The organism is Pedobacter suwonensis (genome assembly GCF_900111825.1).
Lineage (GTDB): Bacteria > Bacteroidota > Bacteroidia > Sphingobacteriales > Sphingobacteriaceae > Pedobacter > Pedobacter suwonensis.
On sequence record NZ_FOJM01000024.1, the window covers coordinates 1 to 19,210 of the forward strand.

General features: G+C 38.0%; 20 protein-coding genes. 14 read left to right on the forward strand and 6 right to left on the reverse strand.

All coding sequences use genetic code 11. The features are described 5' to 3' along the window. Nucleotides 1-385: 385 nt before the first annotated feature. Nucleotides 386-1,873, reverse strand: coding sequence for an alpha-amylase (locus tag BM107_RS23145; RefSeq protein ID WP_090987821.1), 1,488 nt, complete (start codon nucleotides 1,871-1,873; stop codon nucleotides 386-388). 1,153 nt (nucleotides 1,874-3,026) lie between these two features. Here BM107_RS23145 and BM107_RS23150 point away from each other — a divergent pair. Next, on the forward strand, nucleotides 3,027-3,548 hold the full coding sequence (locus BM107_RS23150) for an acyl-CoA thioesterase (protein ID WP_090987823.1): 522 nt from the start codon (nucleotides 3,027-3,029) through the stop codon (nucleotides 3,546-3,548). Nucleotides 3,549-3,618: 70 nt separating this feature from the next. Next, on the forward strand, nucleotides 3,619-4,809 hold the full coding sequence (locus BM107_RS23155; RefSeq protein WP_090987825.1) for a cation:proton antiporter: 1,191 nt from the start codon (nucleotides 3,619-3,621) through the stop codon (nucleotides 4,807-4,809). On the opposite strand, the gene BM107_RS23160 is transcribed toward BM107_RS23155, so the two are convergent. Both BM107_RS23160 and BM107_RS23165 read right to left on the reverse strand, forming a co-directional pair. Beyond that, nucleotides 4,799-5,383 (reverse strand): hypothetical protein, encoded by a 585-nt coding sequence (locus tag BM107_RS23160; protein WP_090987827.1) that lies wholly within the window; start codon nucleotides 5,381-5,383, stop codon nucleotides 4,799-4,801. The two genes, BM107_RS23155 and BM107_RS23160, sit on opposite strands and share 11 nt — an antisense overlap. 217 nt (nucleotides 5,384-5,600) lie before the next feature. Next, entirely contained in the window at nucleotides 5,601-6,005 is a 405-nt protein-coding gene (locus BM107_RS23165; RefSeq protein ID WP_090987830.1) for an EVE domain-containing protein, read from the reverse strand. Nucleotides 6,006-6,450: 445 nt separating this feature from the next. Between BM107_RS23165 and BM107_RS23170 the strand changes: the two genes are divergently transcribed. The 7 genes from BM107_RS23170 (at nucleotide 6,451) to BM107_RS23205 (ending at nucleotide 11,356) form a co-directional block, all read left to right on the forward strand. Next, nucleotides 6,451-7,164 carry a hypothetical protein gene (locus BM107_RS23170; RefSeq protein WP_090987832.1) on the forward strand — a complete coding sequence of 238 codons (714 nt, stop codon included), beginning with the start codon at nucleotides 6,451-6,453 and terminating at the stop codon, nucleotides 7,162-7,164. Nucleotides 7,165-7,443: 279 nt separating this feature from the next. Then, a complete protein-coding gene (locus BM107_RS23175) occupies nucleotides 7,444-7,623 on the forward strand; it encodes a hypothetical protein (RefSeq protein ID WP_090987834.1) in 180 nt (59 codons plus the stop codon). Next, a complete protein-coding gene (locus BM107_RS23180; RefSeq protein ID WP_208864450.1) occupies nucleotides 7,610-8,719 on the forward strand; it encodes an LPO_1073/Vpar_1526 family protein in 1,110 nt (369 codons plus the stop codon). Before BM107_RS23175 ends, BM107_RS23180 begins: the two co-directional genes overlap by 14 nt. A 105-nt stretch (nucleotides 8,720-8,824) precedes the next feature. After that, nucleotides 8,825-9,322 (forward strand): hypothetical protein, encoded by a 498-nt coding sequence (locus tag BM107_RS23185; RefSeq protein WP_090987839.1) that lies wholly within the window; start codon nucleotides 8,825-8,827, stop codon nucleotides 9,320-9,322. A gap of 655 nt (nucleotides 9,323-9,977) precedes the next feature. Then, on the forward strand, nucleotides 9,978-10,418 hold the full coding sequence (locus BM107_RS23195) for a hypothetical protein (protein ID WP_134203928.1): 441 nt from the start codon (nucleotides 9,978-9,980) through the stop codon (nucleotides 10,416-10,418). A gap of 1 nt (nucleotide 10,419) precedes the next feature. Further along, nucleotides 10,420-10,926 carry a helix-turn-helix domain-containing protein gene (locus BM107_RS23200; RefSeq protein WP_090987845.1) on the forward strand — a complete coding sequence of 169 codons (507 nt, stop codon included), beginning with the start codon at nucleotides 10,420-10,422 and terminating at the stop codon, nucleotides 10,924-10,926. Continuing rightward, entirely contained in the window at nucleotides 10,895-11,356 is a 462-nt protein-coding gene (locus BM107_RS23205; protein ID WP_090987847.1) for a hypothetical protein, read from the forward strand. The genes BM107_RS23200 and BM107_RS23205 overlap by 32 nt, the downstream gene beginning before the upstream one ends. 447 nt (nucleotides 11,357-11,803) lie before the next feature. On the opposite strand, the gene BM107_RS23215 is transcribed toward BM107_RS23205, so the two are convergent. Together BM107_RS23215 and BM107_RS23220 are read right to left on the reverse strand one after the other, a co-directional pair. Continuing rightward, a complete protein-coding gene (locus BM107_RS23215) occupies nucleotides 11,804-12,178 on the reverse strand; it encodes a VapC50 family PIN domain-containing toxin (RefSeq protein ID WP_208864451.1) in 375 nt (124 codons plus the stop codon). Nucleotides 12,179-12,355: 177 nt separating this feature from the next. Then, the gene (locus BM107_RS23220; protein ID WP_244278895.1) at nucleotides 12,356-12,763 is read right to left on the reverse strand and encodes a helix-turn-helix domain-containing protein; all 408 of its coding nucleotides are present in this window, start codon (nucleotides 12,761-12,763) and stop codon (nucleotides 12,356-12,358) included. Nucleotides 12,764-13,500: 737 nt separating this feature from the next. Between BM107_RS23220 and BM107_RS23225 the strand changes: the two genes are divergently transcribed. Continuing rightward, on the forward strand, nucleotides 13,501-14,037 hold the full coding sequence (locus BM107_RS23225; RefSeq protein ID WP_090987849.1) for a hypothetical protein: 537 nt from the start codon (nucleotides 13,501-13,503) through the stop codon (nucleotides 14,035-14,037). 1,003 nt (nucleotides 14,038-15,040) lie between these two features. On the opposite strand, the gene BM107_RS23235 is transcribed toward BM107_RS23225, so the two are convergent. Beyond that, a complete protein-coding gene (locus tag BM107_RS23235) occupies nucleotides 15,041-15,493 on the reverse strand; it encodes a hypothetical protein (RefSeq protein ID WP_090987853.1) in 453 nt (150 codons plus the stop codon). A 216-nt stretch (nucleotides 15,494-15,709) separates the two neighbouring features. On the opposite strand from BM107_RS23235, the gene BM107_RS23240 reads away from it, so the two are divergent. The 4 genes from BM107_RS23240 to BM107_RS23255 all read left to right on the forward strand — a co-directional run bounded on the left by BM107_RS23240 (nucleotide 15,710) and on the right by BM107_RS23255 (nucleotide 19,200). Then, a complete protein-coding gene (locus BM107_RS23240) occupies nucleotides 15,710-16,177 on the forward strand; it encodes a hypothetical protein (protein ID WP_090987855.1) in 468 nt (155 codons plus the stop codon). Next, on the forward strand, nucleotides 16,167-16,718 hold the full coding sequence (locus tag BM107_RS23245; RefSeq protein WP_090987857.1) for a hypothetical protein: 552 nt from the start codon (nucleotides 16,167-16,169) through the stop codon (nucleotides 16,716-16,718). Before BM107_RS23240 ends, BM107_RS23245 begins: the two co-directional genes overlap by 11 nt. Before the next feature lie 422 nt (nucleotides 16,719-17,140). After that, nucleotides 17,141-17,638 carry a hypothetical protein gene (locus tag BM107_RS23250; protein WP_090987859.1) on the forward strand — a complete coding sequence of 166 codons (498 nt, stop codon included), beginning with the start codon at nucleotides 17,141-17,143 and terminating at the stop codon, nucleotides 17,636-17,638. Between the two features lie 737 nt (nucleotides 17,639-18,375). Beyond that, nucleotides 18,376-19,200 carry a helix-turn-helix domain-containing protein gene (locus tag BM107_RS23255; RefSeq protein ID WP_090987861.1) on the forward strand — a complete coding sequence of 275 codons (825 nt, stop codon included), beginning with the start codon at nucleotides 18,376-18,378 and terminating at the stop codon, nucleotides 19,198-19,200. Nucleotides 19,201-19,210 lie beyond the last annotated feature (10 nt).

Sequence of the window (19,210 nt, forward strand, 5' to 3'; positions counted from 1 at the left end):
TTCGCTGCACTACCATTGACGTTATTTTGTAATTACCTATTAATGAGCAGAATGCGGCATCATGCATTTCCGTATAGCTAGGCCATAGCACCGTATCACCGTTCTACTTAAAACCGGCCTAATAAATTTTTCGGACTGCACTGTTCTAGCCATAACACTGGCTTTAAAAGAAAAATTTTCAGCCGGCATTTTTTGTTACTTTTTGATGCCAAAAAGTAAGAGCCCTTCGGCGGCGGTGAGCCGAGGCAAGAATTGTGCGAAGGAAAAAACGTCAATCATATTGATTTTTATATCATAAATTATCCCTCAGGATGACAACACAAATGTTAATGAATTCCCCAATCTTCGACGCCGTGGTCTGTGTCCCCACAGACCACAATATCTTCTATCCTACCTTCAACACCCACACCGAAACACTCCCCGCATTGCAATGAAACTCTGCGCAGCCATTTTCATCAATAATTACTTCCTGCTGGCGATAGCCCAAAGCATCAACAAAGGTTTTACCGGCAAAGTGTTTACCAATTTCCATTTCTTTAAAGCCTTCTTCTCCCGTACTTAGCAATACAGCCAAGCCGCTATTTTCATGTTCTTCATCACCCGCACGGGTCCAGCCTACACAAACGCCATGGTCAAAATAATCACGTTGCTCGCCGTAGGCTAAGGCTGTACGAATTTTACTCATGGTTTCTACCGCAGGAATGGCCACCAGTTCCACATGCACTTCATCCCCCTCTCTGTCCTTATCATCATAAATGCCCCCATAAAGATCAGGGAAGAACAAACACGGAATGCCCTGCATACGCAAGAGGATCATGGCATAGGCCAAAGGCCTGAACCAAAAATCGACATAAGATTCCAGCGCCTGTAAAGGTTGCGAATCATGATTATCGACAAAGGTTACCGCCAGATCAGGTTTTACCTGCACCAGCGTGCCATCGAAAATGGTCCGCATATCAAATGATTCATCCTTACTGGCCAGGAAAAAATTATGGTGTAACAACGAATCGAATATTTGGGTCCGCCCGCCGGTAATTTCAATATAGTTCAATTGTCCCGCTACATCCACCACATTCCAATCCTCAGCCACAATAAAAAACTCGCGATTATATTTTTGATTCAGATGATCAATCCACTCTACAATAAAATCAGGATTAATGTGTTTAACAGCATCTAGCCTAAAACCATCCACTTTCGTGGTCTCTACGATCCACTCCCCCCAATATTTTAATTCTTCAACTACGGCCCGGTTACGGAAATCGATATCGTTGTACATCAGGTAATCATAATTACCAAATTCAGTAGAGGGAACTTCTTCAAAACCTTCGCCTAAATGGTTTTGGATCGAATAAATGGCCGTTTGTTTAATGTCCTCTGCCCAATCTACCCCGCTAAAACATTCATGATTCCATATAAATTGAGAATATTTGCCCTGCCTGCCAGGAAAAGTAAATTTTGTCCAGGCTTCTATTTCGAAAACATCGCTGGTAAACTCATTTCTATCTTCAGGATTTACCGTTTTCACCGCTATTTTCTCCAGTTCATCGCCACCTGCTTTGTGGTTAAATACCACATCGGCCAGGGCGCCAATCCCATGCTCATGTAAGGTTTCAATCGCTTTGATATATTCGTCTTTCGAGCCATATTTAGTATTTACACTTCCTTTCTGATCAAACTCTCCCAGATCAAAAAGATCGTAAACGGAGTAACCCACATCGTAGGTAGCATTGTTCGATTTATAAGCCGGCGGCAACCACAGCGCAGTTATACCAATTTCTTTTAGGTGACCCGCTTCGGCAGCTACTTTAGTCCACAAATTTTGCTCTTCGTTATAATACCAATGGAAAAATTGGATAAGCGTTTGATTTTGCATTAATTAGATTTTTTGTAAAGGATAACAGGATACAAGATGAATTGTTTTTTAATCAACGTGTTGCAATTCTATCTCCCATTAATTTCGCAAATCACCGCAGAGGCAAAACAGTCAATCTGCGAGCGGTCTTCACCCTGAATTTATTGAGGAAACATCATTTCGTCATTGCGAGCTGAAGAAAGGGCATTGCGTTGGAGTGAAGCAATCTTTTTTGATTATAAATTACAGAGCAGTTTATTTCGAATCGCTAATATCACGCTAATCTCGCAAAATCGCCGCAGAATTCTTATACTCCCGCAGATCAAATAGATTTTCGCAGATTGGATTATTGTGTTTCGTCTCTAAAGTGCGCAATTAGTCTACCTTTTTGATTCATATTTTGCGCATTAGTTTCGGCACTATGCTATGCTTGCCTTGAGAAACCACAGCCTGGAGCGAAGAACGCCGTCAATCCCAAGTGGTGGAAAATCAAAAAACAGAAGCACTAAAGAAAAGCTAGCATTGCCAAGCCTTAAACGCAGTGGTTTTGTGTTCATAAACGACAATTAAGACCTCATGAAAAATTAGAACACAAAACGAAGCGCCGCTGTTTTTTGATGTGAGTGGGGCTGCGCGAAACCACCTTGCTGGATTGACAAAGCGCTTTGGGTACTTTGGCGCGTCAAAGTACCATGCCCCCGCGGCATAGAGCGGGAAAAATATTTTACGCAACTATAGTTTTCGGATTCTCGTGTTTTTAATAGCAGAAAAGATGCTGAAATAAATTCAGCATGACGATCGCCTTAGAAATATGTACTAAAATAAATAATGGTTCATGTAAATGTGTTCACACGATAGGCACAGGCGGGGAATCTTAATGCGATGGAACGGCAACTAAATAAGTCCATACTAAAGCATTAAGATGCCCAGTCAAGCTGAGCATGACGACTTCGTCTAGCCGAGGTATTGCTTTTAAAATATGTGCAAAAATTAATTAGCCACGGAAACACAGAAATCACGGAGCAGTAAAGTTTTCCGTGTTTTTCGTGCTTCCGTGGCAAACATAACGCTTAGGCATGCGCAGATAGAGCAAGAATTCACAGAGAAAAGTTAAAAGCGATTTCCATGCGCTAGAATCTATTTCTAATAACATTTTAACTACTTTTGCCTTTAAATGAGTTTAAAAAAGAAATTTGCCAGAGAAAGTTTTACCATCATGAACGAATTGGTATTACCCAATGATACCAATACCTTAAATAACCTGATGGGTGGGCGTTTGCTCCACTGGATGGATATTGCAGCGGCAATTTCGGCTCAAAAACACTGCAACCGCATCGTAGTTACCGCTTCGGTTGATAACGTTTCTTTTAAACAGCCCATTAAACTAGGAGATGTCATTACCATCGAAGCCAAAGTAACCCGGGCTTTTAATACCTCGGTTGAGGTGCGTTTAGATGTATGGGCAGAGAATATTCCGAGCGGTGCACGCCAGAAAAGTAACGAAGCTTATTATACCTTTGTTGCGGTTGATCAGAGCGCCCGTACCATCCCAGTACCCGAACTGATACCGGAAACACCCGAAGAAATCGATTTATTTGATGGTGCCCTGCGCCGCCGGCAGTTACGCCTGGTTTTAGGCGGAAAAATGAGTCCTGATGAGGCCAGCGAACTCAAGGCACTTTTCTTTAAAGCGTAATTTTTTTCAACAATTTCCTTTCAGCTTGGTTTGATTATTTTACATTAGTGTTTACCTTACGCTAAAAAATATGACAACTTACACCATACTTATTATTTTAAGCGGATTAGTTATTTTCTCTTATCTGTTTGATCTAGTGGCCAGTAAAACCAAGGTACCATCGGTTTTACTGCTGTTGTTACTGGGCATTGGCCTGCGTTTCCTGGTCGATTACCTTAAAATACAAACCTTTAATTTCCTCTCTATTTTACCCACGCTCGGTACCGTAGGTTTAATCCTCATTGTTTTTGAGGGTTCGCTGGAACTGAAATACGACCGCGAAAAAAATAAAATCATCAAAAGTGCTTTCTTCTCGGCACTGACCATTCTACTCGCCACAACATCCATCATCACGCTGATTATTTATCAGATTACGCATAAAGATTTATATACCTGTATTTCCAATGCCATTCCTTTTAGCGTCATAAGTTCGGCCATTGCCATACCCTCTGCTGCTGCACTGGGCAAGCAAGACCGCGAATTTGTCATTTATGAATCTTCCTTTTCCGATATCCTCGGCATTATCATTTTCAACTTCGCCATTACCAACCACTCCATTACCACATCGGCCTTTATAGGCTTAGGCTTGAGCACTTTTTTAATTATTTTATTATCGGCCATTGCCTGCGTGGTGCTGCTTTATGTAATGGGGAAACTGGTGCACCACATTAAATTCTTCCTCATTATTTCGATACTCATCCTGGTTTATGCCATCGGGCAATCGTACCATTTATCGTCACTGGTGTTGATTTTGAGTACTGGCTTATTTCTGAACAATGCCGATACCATCCGGAATGCCTGGTTCAGGGGTGTATTTTTGTATAAAAACCTTTCTGCAGATTTATCGCAGCTTTATCAGCTCTCTGCCGAAAGTGCTTTTATTTTGAGAACGTTTTTCTTTGTTATTTTTGGCTTTACCATGAACATTAGCGAGCTGAACGATAAGCCTGTACTCGCCAATGGTTTTTTCATTCTGCTAACCATCTTCGCCGTTCGGTTTTTCTTTTTAAAGGTATTTAAAAATGGCGCCCTTAGCCCGATCGGTTATATTGCGCCACGCGGTTTAATTAGTATTTTACTTTATTTTAACCTGCCTAAATCGCTCAAAATTGCAGAGGTTGGTCCTTCTTTCCTGTTTTTGGTGGTGTTGGGTACCAGCCTGGTGATGACTTTGGGTATTACCTTAAGTAAAAACAAGTCCGAAGAAACTGCTACGGTTTAAATGAAGCCGAAATTGCTTTTATTTTCTGTAGTTCGGTAGTGAGGTTGGTATTTTGCTGATAGTAAACCGAGAAATAATCAAGATCAGTTTTGTGCTGTGCATAATTGGCCGCATCGCCATTGATTTTAAAATTTGCAATACTTGGGTTAATGGCTTGTATAGGTGCAGCGATGATGTTACCGGTAATATTGACTACGGTTGCAACAACATGTCCGCCTACCTCTTCGCCTAATGTCGGGTCTTTTTCGCCCCACTTCCGAACGATAGCGCCATCTGCCCGTTTTTCATAATTATCGGCATTCCAGGGATCATATTTCAAAAACTGAATAATACTGGCTTCCTTTTTCGGAGTTCTGATTTTAATCGTCTTAATCTCGTCCACCGGTAAAGTAACGGGACTACCGTCAACAATCATTACTACACTGGCAGAATCTACTTTATACAGCACCCCCTTTACAACATCAGCTTTCGTTTTTACAATGGCAATGTAGGGCTTAATTCCCTGCGACCTGCTTTCGCTTACGACTAAACAAGCGGCCAGCGTGACGAGCATTGCAACAATTCTAAATTTCATATGGAAGATGTTAATTGTAGATAAAGCTATTCATAAAAACTGAAAATTGCTAACTGTAAACTGCCAATCGAAAACTGTAAACTGCCAACTGGAAACTTTAGAACGTACCATTGGGCGCTTAGCATGAAAACTCTCAACTCCAACCTCCCAACTCCAAACTTTATTGCCCTTTCTTTCAATAGACTCAAGACTTCCGACTAAGGACTGAGGACTAATCCTAAGCGCTCATTTCCAATATCTTATCAAATTCATTAGCTTTAAGCGGCATTACCGATAAACGCCCCTGTCTGATTAACGAAATATCAGCCAAACTGGGTTCAGCTTTAATCTGCTCCAATGAAACCGGGTTCTTCAACGTTTCTACCGGAGCTAAATCTACCACTACCCAATTCGTATCATCAGTGGTGGGGTCCTGGTAAAACTCTTTTACTACTTTAGCAATACCCACTACGTTTTTACCCTCGTTGCTATGGTAAAAAAGCACCAGATCGCCCTCTTTCATGGCTTTTAGGTTATTACGGGCCTGGTAATTACGCACACCATCCCAAAAGGTACGACCATCTTCATTGAATTTTTCCCAACTGTATTTAAAAGGCTCTGATTTGACTAACCAATGGTTCATGCTGCTTTGTATTTATTTCGATTATTTTATCCTCAAAACTAAGAAAAGGGAATGGATTAGGAAATAGGTTGGAGAGATAAGCTAACCATTAACAAGTTCATACTTAATTATGTGTAATTATGGTTTCCCGTATTGCAAGAAGATTTTATTAAAATACCTTTATGTTAATTTTTAAGATATCAATGCTAAATTAAATCTATAGTGACACATACTGAATACATAATTGAATATGCCTTTGCGAAGCAATTAAAACCATTAGTAGGGAATCACAAATAGGAAGAAGTCAACTTGATGATATATAGAATTTTACATACTTTTAAACCTAATTGATAAATACGCTACTCTTATTCGCCAATCTGCCTAATTCTGGGTAACTAAGCGCTACAGCATAGCATTTATATCCTAGTTTCAAGAAAATAAACAAACCAATCATTGAATAACGATTATGAAAAAAACAATTACGTTTTTTATTGTACTAATGTCAGGCGTCAATATTTATGCCCAGGAAAATATTGATTTATTGACATACGAAAACACCCAAGACATTAATTTCTTTAGTTCGATTAAAAATGGGGCGCAAGTAAAAGAGTATGTAACAGTTAGTAAGAATAGTGTAAAGATAGGTGACACTTTAATATTAGGAACGCCTACTTCTCAAGAAGTGAACACCAGGACTTATTCCGGCAGTTATGGGACCAAAGCAAGAGGTGGTGTGGCTCAATCGAGAAGTACGGCTAAAAAAACTTACGAATTCTTACAAATGGGCAGACCTGCTGGGTTTGGGAGTATTATGGCTGCTATGAATGGGGATGCGCAGAGTATGGCAGACAATAGTTTAAAAAATACTTCTGTAGTGGTCAATGAAATAAAAACATATCACAGGGGTAGTAAAAATAAACCTTTGTATGTTGTTATGGTTTTAGGTGAAATAAATGGTAGAGCTTTTGGCATAAATAAGTATTTGAGTGTAATGGATACAGAGTTAGCTATTGAATCTGGTGAAGTTTTATTAAAAAATAGAAAGATGACTAGAGATGAGGCTATTGCGAAACTAAAAGAGGCAAAAGAATTAATGGAAATTGATATGATGAGCAAGGAGGATTTTGAAAAACTAAAAAAAGAACTTGCTCCTATTATTACTGCTAAACCCCAAAACTAACACTTACTATAATGGGATTTTTCAAGAGTTCATTTACTAGCACAAGTTTTACTGTCTAGGCTATCGGACTGGATGACTCGTGCTTAGCAGAGATTTAAATGACGGATTTATTAAGCGCAATTCAGGCCAATGCTTAAGGCAACGGGCGCTAAGACTTAGGCCACAATAATGTTAAATCATCTCTGTTAAATGAAATCACGTTTTTAATTACAAATGTATATTAAAAAATTCGGACAAGGTTGAAGCTAATAACAAAACTTAAATATTAAAAAAATAATTATGGAATGGTTTTTTGACGGAATAGGAACATCAATAATAACATTAATCATTGGGCTTTTAACTGGTGGAACGGTAGGTTACCGTATTGGTATAAAAAAGTCTTATAAAGTGAATCAAAAACAAACGGCAGGAAATAATGCATCGCAAATCCAAGTTGGGAGAGATTATGATGTTAAATAACAAAAATCAAAAAGCTGGAGACAATTCAAATCAATTACAGGCAGAAAGCATAATAGTTAACGTCGGCATTGATGAGAAACGTGCGCGAGAAATTTATCAAGAAATGAATTTGCAGTTGAGAAAGGATTATTCCCAAGAAGCCTTAACAATAGCAAACTCCAGAGTTAAAGAATTTGAAAACAGATTACTTCCTAAGATGGAAGCTGTTGATGGAGCTTTAGAAACGTTTGCAGACCCAAGTTTTCAGTTGTTACTTGTCGAAGCACAAAAGACAGCTGCTTCCACAGAAAGACCTGCTGATTATGATCTTTTAGCAGAACTACTTATACATAGGTTTCAAAAAGGTGAAAATAGGGTGGTAAGAGCTGGAATAAGTCGAGCCGTTGAGATAGTTGACGAAATTTCAGATGAAGCTTTACTAGGTTTAACCGTTTTTCATTCCATATCTAACTTTTTTCCTGCAAGCGGAGATATTCACAAAGGACTAAATGTACTAAATGATTTATATGGTAAAATTTTTTACAACAGTCTCCCGACAGGAAATGAATGGCTTGACCATTTGGATATATTGGATGCTATTCGAGTAAATTCTTTCGGCAATTTAAAAAAAATCAATCAGTATTATCCAGAAATGTTATCGGGCTATATAGATGTTGGCATTGAAAAAAATTCTGATAATTATATAAAAGCTATTGAATTATTAAAGAATGCTCATTTACCTCAAAATATATTGGTAGAGCATTCTTTAAACGGCAATTTTGCTAGAATAAATGTTTCTGAAAAAAACCAAATAGATTCACTCACCTTACAACAACAGATAGTAGTTGATCAAAATACTTTTTTTGTTCCGATAGCATTAACAGAAGAGCAAAAAAATGTAATAAAATCTATTTACAAACTTTACAAAAAAGACGAAACAATTAAGCAGAATAATATAAAGATATTTATGGCGGAATGGGATAAGTGGGAAAACTTGAAAACTTTGAGGGAATGGTGGGACAATATTAATGGCCTTATTCAAATTACTTCAGTTGGAAAAGTGTTAGCACATTCGAATGCTCAAAGATGTGATAAAAATTTACCACCATTAACCTAGTCCATATTTACTATTGGCAAAATAGATAAAATTGACTATATCATATATTAATTAAAAGCCAGTTATTAATGAAAAGCGTTATTAGTTCATTAATTAACAAGAAGTATGAACTTCAACGATATAGACGATCTAAAAAAAGAAGGTTTTATAGGTTTTAAGAGAATTAGTGAACTTTTAGTAAATAATTCATTTATTCCGAAAACCAAAGGTGTGTATCTCGTTTTAAATCCAAACTTCAAAAAAGCTGAATATTTACATATTGGAACAGGAGGACATTTCAAAGGAAAAAACCCGAATATTCTTCTTGATGTACTAACAGCAAATTGGGTTGAAAATTCACTTGTTATATATATTGGAAAGGCAGGAAGTGAAAATAGTAGAGCTACATTATATTCAAGATTAAAGCAATATTTTGGCTTTGGTCAGGGTAAAAATATTGGCCATTATGGAGGAAGGTTTATTTGGCAATTAAAAAATTCATCGAACTTAATTATTTGTTGGAAACCTTTAGTTAACGATGACCCAAGAACTATTGAAAAACAATTAATTAAAGATTTTGAAACAATGTTTTCTGCGCGACCATTCGCAAATCTTACCTATTAACTTTAAGTGTAATAGCCACAACTTAATCTGACAGTTGGTAGTTTTTACTAATTGTCAGATTGAATTTCAGAATATGTTTTTTTCTCTTCTGAGATCGTTAATTATCTATTACTTTCTCTTGTTTATAGCTCTCAAATATATCCTCTTCCTTTAGTAAGCCAATCTTTAATCTTGAAGAATCATTATATTTGCAATTATGTCCTTAAATATCTGCCCTAAATGCGGCATAAAAAGTTTTACATGGGCTATTGAAGATGAACCGTATATTAAAACTAATTGGGGTTGCTACACCTGTAATTATTTGGCTTTGGAAGATGAAAGGCTAATGCGTGATTGTAACGTTTGCAAGCAAAAATCAGAATCACTATTAAAACATATGGATAGAGCATACTGGTGATGCTTTATTTGTAATAAAGAGAACGGACACTAATATCCTGCAACGCTTGAACTGCCGACTGCAACGTTGGAATTGTCGACTGCAACCACACTGTGGATAAGTAGGTTATGCCTATCTTAGAAAAATCAAAAACAAAAAAATATTTTTGAAATATGCACAATGTAAAAATATTATTCTTAATTTGTACTTAACTTAAAAGTGAATACCTTTGTAATTGAAGATTTTTTTGTTTCGGATGAGAACGCATGTAATTTTTACATGGTTCGCTTTGACGAACAAGATACTTCTGAAGTAGATAAGTTTTACGATAATTACAACACCCCAGATAGTGCTCATTATGAAGATATGCAGAATATTCATGCTCTGATTGAGGTTATATCAGAAGATGGAACCGCGCAGATCAGGCGTTCCCGTGATGAGGGACGTGCATTCGCACTTCCTCCGGAAGTGCTTGCTAATGCTGCACGCATACAGGTAACAGGAAATACGCTAAGACTTTACTATCTGGATGTCACACCAGAGATTATTATACTTTTAGGTGGAGGTATTGCCCATAACGAACCGAACGGTCATCCACCGATTCAGTTAAGAGATGCCCAGTTGTTCATCAAAAAAATATGGAGTGCCATTGGCACTGAATTTGAGATAAGTAATAAACGGCTGATTCCATTGAATGGGCCGGAAATAATAATACACTAATATGCAAAGCAACCGATTTCAGCGTGCCTGCCTCACGGCAGATCCTGAATATAAAATCAATGTCAGGAAGAACTTAGCAGTAATCGAACAGATTTATGCGATTCTGGATGAAAAGTGCTGGAGCCAAAAACAACTGGCGACAGCACTTGGAAAAAGCGAATCCGAAATCAGCAAGTGGTTGTCTGGTACGCATAACCTTACCCTACTTACCATTAGCCGGATCGAAGCTATTCTCGGAACGGATATACTTATAACGCCTAAACAGGCACAACAAAGAGTAATACCTGTGAAAACTGATTATATTCGGTCAGGAGTAGATATTGGAAAATATATAAATGCTATCCGCGCACAACATGAACATGTTGCACAGGTTAGCATTGGAAGCAATCAGTTTTTGACAAGTTCCAAACCAACAGACTTCCATGCTAAGTGGGAACAGATAAAAGAACAATTGAACAATAAGTTAGAAATAAAAGATGACCAAGAAGATCAGCCAGCAGCAGCCTAAAACAGCAAAAGTTCTTCCCGATAAAATCCATCTAACTAAGGTTACCATCACTAATGCACAAGTTAATGGCCCAACTAATTCCCAAGAGACTTGGGAAGATGTCGCTATGACCTTAAAATCAAGCACAGCTTTTAATGAAACCACAGGGTGCCGGATTATACTCATCATTGATTTGAACAAAGATCATGCGGATCCTACACAGCAGATCAGAGCAAACTTTACGATCGAATTTCTAATGGAGATCGAAAACTTGGAAGAATTCAAAATTGCCCAGGTTGAAGATGAAATTAAATTGGATTCCAGGCTTGGAGCAACTTTGATGGGAATCGTTTATTCGACGGCAAGAGGAATTATTCTGACCAGAACAGCAGGTACAGTATTACAAGGAATTATTCTTCCCGTACTAGATCCAGCCACACTTTTACCTTAAGCCTTAAAAAACAGCATATATTTACATATTTACATTCAAGTTTCGACATTTTTACGATTACTCCCTAATCGCGAGATTCTTAATTCGTAGGACAGCATGCTTGATGACTTGTGCTTTCAAGATTGATCTCGCATTGCAGGATTCTTCCGGTTCAGCACCATCTCGCGGAAAGCCTCAATTGCCTGCTCCTGATTCAGATCGATAATATCGGTAAGAAAATCATCGGCACTTTTGGCCTTCCCCCCGCTGGCGCACGCGTGCCGCGTGTGAGTTAAGTATTGAGATGATGCACCCGTAGTATCAAATGGGATTATTATTAATAGTTTAAATTTAATTATTCAATAAATTTAAGCTTCTAATCTAACCCAATTTCTAGCGCAAGTCTCAGTGTCCTGGCAAGCAGGCTGAATGACTTGTGCTTTAATTAATAAGGATGGTACGGAGATTTTACAATAGCGCATGCAAATAATTTGCAGTATCGATAAGCCCGTTCTTACGCAGGCTTTCCAGGACTTGATATTCATCCATTGCGGGATTCTTCCGGTTCAGCACCATCTCGCGGAAAGCCTTAATCGCCTGCTCCTGATTTAGATCGATGATATCAGTGAGAAAATCATCCGCACTTTTGGCTTTTAAGCCGAAGGTGTCCAGATATTCCTCTGGAAAATCCTTCAGGTTATTGGTAACGATCACATTTGCGTTCGTTTTAATTGCAGCCGCAAGAACATGACGGTCATCCTCATCCGGTAGCTGAAGCTGCGAAATAAGGCCTTCATAATTACCCACCAAAGCATCCGGGAAAGCCTGGTTTGCCTTTTGCACCCGCTTTCAGCTTCCCTTTCTTCCACGCCATGCCTGAGCATCATTTCTTTCCACTCACAGAAAATATTAGTACCCCACTTGGGCGTATAAAGATCATAATGCGCAAACCAGAAAAGCAAGTCTCTGATCACAACCGGATAGATGACATTGGTATCCAGCACTGCCTTAAACCTTACACTATGAATCATACATTCCAAGTTCCTCATCAGCGCCCATAATGTCGATAATATTATTCTTCTGCTGCACCTTCATTTTTTCCCTGTAAGCCAAAACATCCTCGAATTTAATCCTACGGTGCTTTCCTACCTTGATGAACTCAATAGCCCCCTCTTCCAGTAATTTTACTAAATATGGTCTTGAACACCCCAATATCTCGGCTGCCTTTTGGGTAGTTACCTCTGTTGCCATTGGAACTATAGAAACAGGCTTACCTTCACCCATAGCCTTTAAAATATCGCCAAGAAATACCAAAGCCCTGGCAGGTATCTTAATGCGTTCGCCCGTCTCTTCAATCTCAATCTCCGTCTGTTCAGAATGGATGTTGGAGAGTATGGATGATAAAGCTGGTAAAGACTCTATGGCCATCTTCTGCTCTGTTTTGGAAGGACGGCGTATTTGATCATTTGAAATCATGCTGCAATTTTCTACGAAGTTAAACAAAAAACACAAACGAAATAAACGAAATAAATAAAATAAACAAAAAGCTAACAAACCAAACGGAGCAATAGTTTGATAAAAGAAATACATCATAACAGTACGACCCAAAAAACTGTAAAAGTTAAGGATACAAAAACAGGGAGAAATGAAATTTATCAATATCAAGGAATAAGCTCATGGTAGTACAATGACTAACTGACGATCGACTACAACCTCTGAACTGTCGACTGCAAAGTCTGAACTATCGACCGTAACCTCTGAACTATTGACCGCAACGTTTGAACTGTCGACTGCAACGTTGGAACTATCGACTGCAACGTTGGAACTATCGACCGCAACGTTTGAACTGTCGACTGCAACGTTGGAACTGTCGACTGCAACGTTGGAACTGTCGACTGCAAAGTCTGAACTGTCAACTGCAAGTATAAAACCGCCCCTATTTATACCTTATCTGAGCAAAAAGATTTTGTAGATTGATATATTGTAGCTATCTTGCCTATGCAGAACAGTAATTAACAATATCTTTTAACTTAATCGGAGAAACATAAAATAAATTAAAAATTTCACAATATTCCTGAGTGAGCGGTTTAGACCCGCATCTTTCAATATCTCTGAAAAGAGTTAATTGTTGTTCTGCAGCACTCAGGAACTTTTTATCAAATGTTATGCAGAACAACAATTGTAAAAACCCAGACACACAGCTCCCAAATGAGGTAGCAGCTGTAACCGAATTCCGGAAACTGATTGAAGCCTATTTCGATATGATTAGTTTATCGGATGTAAATCAACTCCTTACCGAAATGCTCAGCGCCTGTACCGGCCCCGATCCACGTTCAGGTAAACACAAACCCATTACCATTGCCAACACCCTTTACGATGTAAACAACATCATCAAACTATTAACCAAAGCAAAACCTTTGGCCAATGAAAGCACCTTTAAGCAATATGCCCAAAACCAGGCTGAGCAATTGTTAGCCGTTGGCCATTTCGATGTAGAACACCTTTCAGAACTGTTATACTATGGCTTAAATGCTTACATTTTTCAGGAAGAAGATTTTGAGGGTGCAAGCCTAAACTTCTCTGCCGAAATTACCGCAGCCTATAAAATGATTTTTGATTGGTTGGCTGCTTGCGATGCCTGGAGAAATGCTTTTGAACATGATGAACATAATGAAACGATCCATTTAGCAGCCACAGCATAAACGTTCAAATTTTAAATGGCCATTTACCTTATACAGCTTTGAGGGCAACTCCCCTCCTTTTTAAGGAGGGGTGCCCAAAGGGCGGGGTGGTTAATAGTGGTCATATCACTTAATTTCGGTCGGTGAGACACCAAATGATAGATAAAACATGGATTCGTCATCCTGAACTTGTTTCAGGATCTTTGAGATATATTCAGAACCATTATTAACGCAAGTATTAGCTTGAAATTTTAATTGGCCATTTATCTTATGCAACTATGAGGGGAAACTCCCCTCCTTTTTAAGGAGGGGTGCCCGAAGGGCGGGGTGGTTAATAGTAGTTATGTCGCTTAATTTCGGTCGGTGAGACACCAACCGATAGATAAAACATGAATTCGTCATCCTGAACTTGTTTCAGGATCTTAGAGATATGTTCAGAACCATTACTAGCGCGAGTCTTAGTGTGTAGACTAGAGCGCTGGCTGACTTGTGCTTTTGATAATATTTTCTACCGCTCTATGCCACGGTGGCATGATAGTTTTTCGCAGTTGTTTGCTTTTTTAATTGTGCTCAAGAATGCTGCGCATTTTGTCGCGCCAAAGTACCCAAAGCGCTTCGTCAATCCAGCAATGAGCCTTTTGCGCAGCCACATACGCATCAAAAAAACAGCGGCACTTCGTTTTGTGTTCAATATTTTTTCTAAAAGAAAATCCGTATTTATGAACACAAAACCACTGCGTTTCAGGTTTGTTAGTGCCATTTTACCTGAACAGCAACTGTTTTTTTGATTTCCCTGGCTCTTGGGATTGACAGCGTGCTTAGGCAAAACCCATGCTTTATTAAAGTTGCTTAGCAAAATGCCTAAAATATCTTAAAAAATAAATATTATTCAACCGCTACTAGCGCGAGTCTTAGTATAAAGGCTAGCGGACTGGCCGACTTGTGCTTTTGATGAATAATCCTTTAAGATACTGACCTAGCCCAAATCAGGCAAGGCTTAAACAGATGAGCGCTAAGACTCGCGCTAGAATGTGGATCCGGGCGGTGGCTGCAAAATGACCTCAATCCTACTTTCAGGATTGGGAAGTGGAAGTTTAGCAAGCAACGTAATTCCAAACGATTGATAATTGCCCTCCCCTTGAATCATCATACCTACCAGCGTGCATTTTTCATCTTCAAGACGTTGGATATATGCTGATGGCTCATGTTTTTCAAATATGGTTTCGAAGTTTAAAGCTTCCTTTGCGTATTTAATACAGGTGTGATATGCTGCTTCCCTCATTTTGTATTTCACATTGGTTACAACACCACCTTCTTCAGTTAAAGTAAAAGCCTCACCATGCGACTGATAAAGCGTTAAGTTTTCTAATCGTTTAAGAAAACGGAAGCCGTGCGCGATAAGCAGTTCACGCGCACTATTTGTAGAAATCTGATATAAATCCCAAAGCAGCTGTGGCTTAATCTCATTTTCATCCATGGCTAAAGTTAAACATTATACCGAGATCGGTATTAACAATATTGTAACAGCTAGCAGGATTCAGTGACCTTTGCTATCATTGGTAATCATGATAATTCTGCCAAAGCACAAGTCAGGCCAATGCGTAGGCAACGAGCGCTAAGACTTGCGCTAGAACGAATAATCACATCAAAAAGTTTACATTTTAAGTAAACTTTTTATATATTTGAAATAACGATGTATGTAATCAATGAAAGCACAGGTAAAAAACATACTGTAATGGTCAGTCGAATTGATGCAGCCGAGATTGCGCAGATCAATAAAACAAAACGGTTTGCTTTCAACCGGAACAAAGAGAAGAACTTTAGTGTTTACAAACTAACGTTAGAAGATTCCGCAGAACCAATAGGCATGTTATCAATAGCACAAAGACCGGGCGATTACGCATTAGAAATCAGACTTCTCGCCTCGTCGTATGAAAATGTAGGTCCTGACAAAATTTATAGTAGGATTGCAGGTTGCCTGATTTCCTATGCCTGTAGAGAATCTTTTAAATTGGGTTATGACGGCTTTGTATGCCTTAAACCTAAAACTAAACTAGAAACCCATTATATTAAAAGATATGGATTACAGTCAACTAAACTATATCTGGTAACAGAAGGAACAAATTCGATAAAATTGATAAAGGAATATTATGAAAACTAACAAGAACAGAAAAGAAATCCAGGAGTTAGCGTTTTCAAAATTTACCGATCAGGAACTTGCAGATGCCTATATATTCCCTTCAGAAGAACTACAAAATGCTCAGGAAAAAGATGCGGAAAAGGACTTTTGGATAAATAGGAGAAAACAGTTTGAGAACAAAAGTGAGAATGAAAAAATGTACAATAGACTGCTACAGCTTAAGTTCCAGCTTGAAGACTATATCAGTAGCAACCAATATCATAAAGCATTTAACTTCGGTTATTTTCTAAATGAATACGTTAACAGACAAGATAAAAAAGACAAACAATTCGCTATCGAGGTCGATGTTACCCCTGCTGTACTCAGCCAGTATATTAATAATCACCGAAAGCCCAAAGATGAATTTGTGATCAGACTCGAATTACATTCAGGAGGCATGATTCCTGCAATCAGCTGGTTTAAAGTTTTACAAAAAGATAAGGAACATGATATCATCACCAATCAAAAATTAAGGCAGGAAGAAAGTAAACATGTAAAAAACAGACTCGAATTCGCCTATTGATTTTTAAGATAAAGGAATCAAATCTGATTTGGATCTTACTCCCTTATTAGTCATTACTAGCAGAAGTATTATTTTCTAAGCTAGCGGGAATACTAAAAAATTGCCATAATAGTTTGTAATGCTAAACTTTGATTAGAATCTATTCAAAAAAAGTAAAATTATTCCTAACCTTTCCAAATGACAATCGACGAACTAACCAGGTTAGCAGGCAGGCTGACTTATGATATGATTAAAATCTTTTTTTTAGATTTGTTACACTGATTATTGGAACCTGCTAATTAACCGCAATTCATTAATGAGGAGATAAGTGGTTTAACACCTAACGCTGAAGTTAGGGAGAAGGCAATAAATGATATTGTTTACATCAATTTGATTTACGTTCTAGAAAACAATAAAAGGTAAGATTAGCAACCATTATTATCATGCGACAATACCTCTATATCCTATTTTTTCTCCTTTCAAGCTGCTCATCAAGCGATCCAAAAGCGATTTTTGAAGACAGAACTGGTTTATCAATTAGTGATTCTATTAGTAATGTCAAGGCTACCGATAATTACGAATTGCTGGAAGGAGAGTTCAGCATCGTGTTTAAAACAACTCAATCTCAAATTAACTCCTGGCTAAAAGGTAGTCCACCGTGGAATAATCTAAAATGGCACAAAGGGAAAATCCCACCTGAAATAGGCGTTGCTGCTCAATTTAATTTTCCAGAAAGAGTTGGTTTAGAAGCTAGTGACGATGGCGAAGCCACTTATTTCGGTGATGAGAATCTAATAAAACTACTTAATGACACTACAAACTACTATAGTTATGTGGAAGATTGTTGTGCTGCTGAAAAAGATTTGAGATTTCATGATGGAAGACTTTTGATACTTCAACCACATACCAAAATGATTTATTACGCTGTATGGAATTTCTAAGATAAAGGTCGCTAACATCCATTTAACTATAGGTCACTGTCTCACCAAACGAAATGATAACAAAACAAATTAGGGCCTTACTTGAAACTTAGGCGCTAAGATCTGTACCAGAATTAATATTTTGTTTAACAGATACCAGGTTTAACCTTTCAGCTTACCTGGCGTTACCCCAAACTTCTTTCTATAGGCGTATAGATCTTTGGACTATGTTAATGGAATCTAATTTAAAAGATTTCTCCCCGCCTTTACGGTCAGGCACTGCGGTCGAAATGACGCATCTTGTATATCCGTGTCTGTCCGTAGCTTTTTAATTGAGTTTTTAAACTCAATTTTATTCTTGTATCCGTAGAGATGTTATGCTTAACACTACGGACAGAACGGGAGTAAAAGTGAAGCCTCCGGGCTTGCTATTTATATTGTTAAGAAAGGTAAGCCACTACCTGTATTTAAGGAATAAGCATCCTTGCTTAGAACCTACCAGGTGTAATTTTAGAAATTGGCAAATTAATGGGATGGGTAATCTTAACAATTTAAGTTAAGGTTACCCATTGTTTTGTTATAGAATTTGCAACATCCGGCCAGGCAAACCAGAGCAGCAGTTTTAGCCGGCAGCTTTTGTATTCAAACCAAAATCTGAATTAGCCTAAAGCTGAAGCCACAAAAAATAAATTCTGTGCTGCATTTTATATCTTAATTTTATAACGGAATAAAAACAAAAATTTTCTTCAACTTCTAAAATGATAAAAGAATTTTCATACAAACAATTTGGCAATATAGCGTTCAGTAAAGCATCAATGCAAAGCGATTCCCTAAACCTGATACATGAACACATCAAAATCTTGTTTATTCCTCAAAAAGCAATTATCCAGGTTGATTTTCAGGAAATAGAAATGAAAACAGATGCCTTATTATTCATTAACCCCCATGTTATTTTAAAACCTTGTGAAACTATCGGTGGTCAGCTGCTGCATTTTAACAAAGATTTTTACTGTATAGAAATTCACGACCAGGAAGTTGCCTGTGATGGTATTTTATATAATAATGTATTTGAAATACCCTTTATTAATTTAAATGCAGAGCAGTCGAATGATATTCAAAAACTGATTAAAGACATCCAGTCTGAAATGGAAAATGAAGATTCCAGCACTGAAGAAATGTTAAGAATACTCTTAAAGATGATTATTCTGAAATCAACACGAATTTGGAAACAGCAGCACCAGTTAACGGAAAAAGAACAACATGCTGACGTACAATTTTTGAGAAAATTCAGCAAACTTGTAGAGCTGCATTATAAAACGCTACATACCGTTGCAGATTATGCAGACCTGCTTTGCATTACGCCAAAGAATTTAAGTAAAAAAATAGGCCTGTTAAGTAAAGAAACCCCAAACGAAATTATTAAAAACCGAATTATCCTGGAGAGTAAGCGCCTCTTAGCCCATACTACAATGTCAGTGAAAGAGATTGCTTACACCCTGAACTACGAAGACGACGCTTATTTTATTCGTTTTTTCACTAAAAATACCGGCCTCTCGCCTATCACTTTCAGAAAACAGTTCTAAAAGATTCGGT

Excerpts from the sequence above, each read along its gene's own strand:
- BM107_RS23220 (WP_244278895.1), bottom strand. The coding sequence starts at position 12,763 with ATGGCCATAGAGTCTTTACCAGCTTTATCATCCATACTCTCCAACATC.
- BM107_RS23170 (WP_090987832.1), top strand. The coding sequence starts at position 6,451 with ATGAAAAAAACAATTACGTTTTTTATTGTACTAATGTCAGGCGTCAAT.
- BM107_RS23150 (WP_090987823.1), top strand. The coding sequence starts at position 3,027 with ATGAGTTTAAAAAAGAAATTTGCCAGAGAAAGTTTTACCATCATGAAC.
- BM107_RS23160 (WP_090987827.1), bottom strand. The coding sequence starts at position 5,383 with ATGAAATTTAGAATTGTTGCAATGCTCGTCACGCTGGCCGCTTGTTTA.
- BM107_RS23185 (WP_090987839.1), top strand. The coding sequence starts at position 8,825 with ATGAACTTCAACGATATAGACGATCTAAAAAAAGAAGGTTTTATAGGT.
- BM107_RS23180 (WP_208864450.1), top strand. The coding sequence starts at position 7,610 with ATGATGTTAAATAACAAAAATCAAAAAGCTGGAGACAATTCAAATCAA.
- BM107_RS23200 (WP_090987845.1), top strand. The coding sequence starts at position 10,420 with ATGCAAAGCAACCGATTTCAGCGTGCCTGCCTCACGGCAGATCCTGAA.
- BM107_RS23175 (WP_090987834.1), top strand. The coding sequence starts at position 7,444 with ATGGAATGGTTTTTTGACGGAATAGGAACATCAATAATAACATTAATC.
- BM107_RS23205 (WP_090987847.1), top strand. The coding sequence starts at position 10,895 with ATGACCAAGAAGATCAGCCAGCAGCAGCCTAAAACAGCAAAAGTTCTT.
- BM107_RS23225 (WP_090987849.1), top strand. The coding sequence starts at position 13,501 with ATGCAGAACAACAATTGTAAAAACCCAGACACACAGCTCCCAAATGAG.
- BM107_RS23240 (WP_090987855.1), top strand. The coding sequence starts at position 15,710 with ATGTATGTAATCAATGAAAGCACAGGTAAAAAACATACTGTAATGGTC.
- BM107_RS23165 (WP_090987830.1), bottom strand. The coding sequence starts at position 6,005 with ATGAACCATTGGTTAGTCAAATCAGAGCCTTTTAAATACAGTTGGGAA.
- BM107_RS23145 (WP_090987821.1), bottom strand. The coding sequence starts at position 1,873 with ATGCAAAATCAAACGCTTATCCAATTTTTCCATTGGTATTATAACGAA.
- BM107_RS23155 (WP_090987825.1), top strand. The coding sequence starts at position 3,619 with ATGACAACTTACACCATACTTATTATTTTAAGCGGATTAGTTATTTTC.
- BM107_RS23195 (WP_134203928.1), top strand. The coding sequence starts at position 9,978 with ATGGTTCGCTTTGACGAACAAGATACTTCTGAAGTAGATAAGTTTTAC.
- BM107_RS23245 (WP_090987857.1), top strand. The coding sequence starts at position 16,167 with ATGAAAACTAACAAGAACAGAAAAGAAATCCAGGAGTTAGCGTTTTCA.
- BM107_RS23235 (WP_090987853.1), bottom strand. The coding sequence starts at position 15,493 with ATGGATGAAAATGAGATTAAGCCACAGCTGCTTTGGGATTTATATCAG.
- BM107_RS23255 (WP_090987861.1), top strand. The coding sequence starts at position 18,376 with ATGATAAAAGAATTTTCATACAAACAATTTGGCAATATAGCGTTCAGT.
- BM107_RS23250 (WP_090987859.1), top strand. The coding sequence starts at position 17,141 with ATGCGACAATACCTCTATATCCTATTTTTTCTCCTTTCAAGCTGCTCA.